Below are 2,707 nucleotides of genomic sequence, written 5' to 3' on the forward strand. Positions count from 1 at the left end.
TTGAATAGTTTGCGCCACTACTTTTTTATATAGTGGTTCTTGTGCGAGCTTATAGGCATTTGAATATAGGCTTAGCAATTGTCCATTATCGTATAGCATTTTTTCAAAGTGTGGAACTAGCCAGTCGGCATCTACTGAGTAACGAGCAAAACCACCACCCGCTTGATCGTAAATACCACCTTTAGCTATTTCATCCAATGTGAGAATTAATTGATCGAGTGCTGCCTTATTATTGGTATAATGATAATACTCTTGTAATAACTGCCAATTCCCCGGCATTGGAAACTTAGGAGCCCTTTCAAAACCACCTTTTTGTGTGTCAAAGCGCTTGGATAATTTCAGATAGATACTATCCACTTGTTCTTTGGTAAAACCACTTTGGTTAGCACTTAGGTTATACTTAACCAATTCACTGGTGGATAGCGCATCTGTGAGCTTATCAGCGGAAGCGTCAATTTCTTTTCTTTTGGCTTCAAATGCCTGAGCTATATTCTGTAATAGCTGGGCCCAACCCTGTGGTGGAAAGTAGGTGCCTCCATAAAAAGGCTTTTGATCTGGAGTTAAGAACACATTTAATGGCCAGCCACCATTTTGACCCATAGCCTGTACAGCATCCATATAAATCTGGTCTACATCAGGCCGCTCTTCTCGGTCCACTTTTATATTGATGAAATATTTGTTCATAATGGCTGCAATAGAATCATTTTCAAACGACTCTCTTTCCATTACATGACACCAATGGCAGGATGAATAGCCAATACTTACCAAAATAGGTTTATCCTCTTCTTTGGCTTTTTTCAAAGCTTCTTCACCCCAGGGGTACCAATTTACAGGGTTGTAGGCGTGTTGTAACAGGTACGGACTAGAAGAGTTTATCAGGTGATTGGCTTTCTCTGGCATAGTTGAATCTTTGGCTTGTTGGCAGGTAGTAAATAAAGATAAAATGAAGAAAAGTGTTGCTACCTGCTGCATAGGTAAAACTACCAAGTAATCAATTAGTAAGGCAAGGTTTATTAAATAATCAGAGTCAAATCAACGCTTTCTTAAGTGAAAGCAACTCTTCGGTGAAATCAATATCTGAATTTAAGCTTTTGATTTTTGCAATAGTATTCCGAACAAACTCTTGATGCTTTTCAGATTTTGGATTGAAGGGCTTGTGGTCAATCGCGCGCTTTATTTTAATCCATTCTTCAATGAATTCTAACGTAGATTCATCAAAATAACATTCAGCAAACTTGTTCCAAATGTAATGGGTTGCTTCTTCTGTTGGGTGTATCATATCGGATTTGTAGAAGCGGTAATCGCGCAAATCATCTAATTGAATCTCATAGGAAGGAAAATACTCCACATTTTCAAACTGCTCGCTTAGCGAATGGCATGCAATTCTCAGAATAGATTTACTAACACTATTGAGCTCAAGCGAATCTTTAATATGCCTGACAGGTGAAACGGTAAGAATGAATCGGATTTTTGGATATTTCAATACCAGTTTAGTATGAAGCTGCTCAAACTCTTGAATGATCTGCTTCTGATTCAGTAGCTCTTTTTTAAAATTCTTCGCTGGCACCTTATGACAATTAGCCACTATTTCGTCATTATCAATTCTTCTGTAAATAAAGGCCGTTCCAAATGTGATAATCAGAACTGGCGATTTGTCTAAAAATAAGTGAGTATTGCTGAGGCTGTTGACTACCTGATCTTCTAACTCTTGTTGGTTTAGAGATGAAAATGAAGAATGAAAATCATAATTCGCATAAATACCGTCATTAGTAAGATATGATTCTTTGGCTGGCTCATTATTTTCTGAAGCCATACTCAAAAGTTTGAAAATACTTACCGGGTTATAGACCGTTCCAAATGGGTTGGCAAGTGTTTGAAATTTATATTCCTTAAGCTTGGAGCCGATATTATCAGAAAAACATGAGCCAATAGTAAGTATTGGTTGCTTGAGACTAAGTTTTTCGCCTGATGGAATTATATTTAGTTCAGTACGGAACACCTGTTATTTAAAATGATAAAGAAAAATTAATGTGGCCGTAAACGCATTTTTTGGACTGTCTTTAATCTCTAATGTAATATCTAATTGCGCTTTTGTGATTCCACGTAAGTCAATTAGAGAAGCCAGTTTTGCTCTTAAACGCACTTCGCTATCCACTTTTACCGCCTGATTAAACTTCATCTTTTCAATACCATAATTAATCATCATTTTGGTATTTCTGATATCGGCAATTTGCTCCCAGAGGTGTGGCGTAACGGAAAGCGTTAGATACCCGTGTGCAATGGTGCTTCCAAATTGACTACTCTTCGCTCTTTGAGGATCTGTATGGATCCATTGATGATCGAGCGTAGCATCAGCAAATTTATTAATCTGTTCCTGAGAAATTTTAATGTAGTCGGAAACGCCCATTTCCTTCCCAAGCCATTCCTCAAATTCTTTGTGGTTATTGATTACTATCATCTACTTTTTTCTTGTGAAACTAATGCGTTGAGTGACTTGTTACAAGTTTTTATAAACAATTCCTCGTTTAAAGGATTATCCTTACAGACAACTAATTTATCCAAAACAAAGATAACCATGAGTTCAGTAAAAGCATACGGTGCTGCAAGTAGTACTTCAGATTTAGCACAACTTTCCATTGAAAGAAGGGAGGTTCAGCCTAACGATGTTAAAATAGATATTCTCTATTGTGGGGTTTGCCATAGTGAT

3 protein-coding genes are annotated in these 2,707 nt (G+C 37.2%); all 3 read right to left on the reverse strand.

Going from position 1 to position 2,707, the window contains the following annotated elements; translation table 11 throughout:
• Positions 1–900 (reverse strand): thioredoxin domain-containing protein (locus tag RLO81_RS03450; protein ID WP_350107279.1); only part of this gene is annotated, 900 nt, incomplete at its 3' end.
• Between the two features lie 127 nt (positions 901–1,027).
• Complete coding sequence (locus tag RLO81_RS03455) at positions 1,028–1,999, reverse strand: GSCFA domain-containing protein (protein ID WP_350107273.1); 972 nt, start codon at positions 1,997–1,999, stop codon at positions 1,028–1,030.
• Positions 2,000–2,002: 3 nt separating this feature from the next.
• Positions 2,003–2,458 (reverse strand): MaoC family dehydratase, encoded by a 456-nt coding sequence (locus RLO81_RS03460; RefSeq protein ID WP_350107276.1) that lies wholly within the window; start codon positions 2,456–2,458, stop codon positions 2,003–2,005.
• Positions 2,459–2,707: the final 249 nt, after the last annotated feature.

The organism is Fulvivirga sp. (assembly GCF_040220315.1).
In the GTDB taxonomy this organism is placed as follows: domain Bacteria; phylum Bacteroidota; class Bacteroidia; order Cytophagales; family Cyclobacteriaceae; genus Fulvivirga.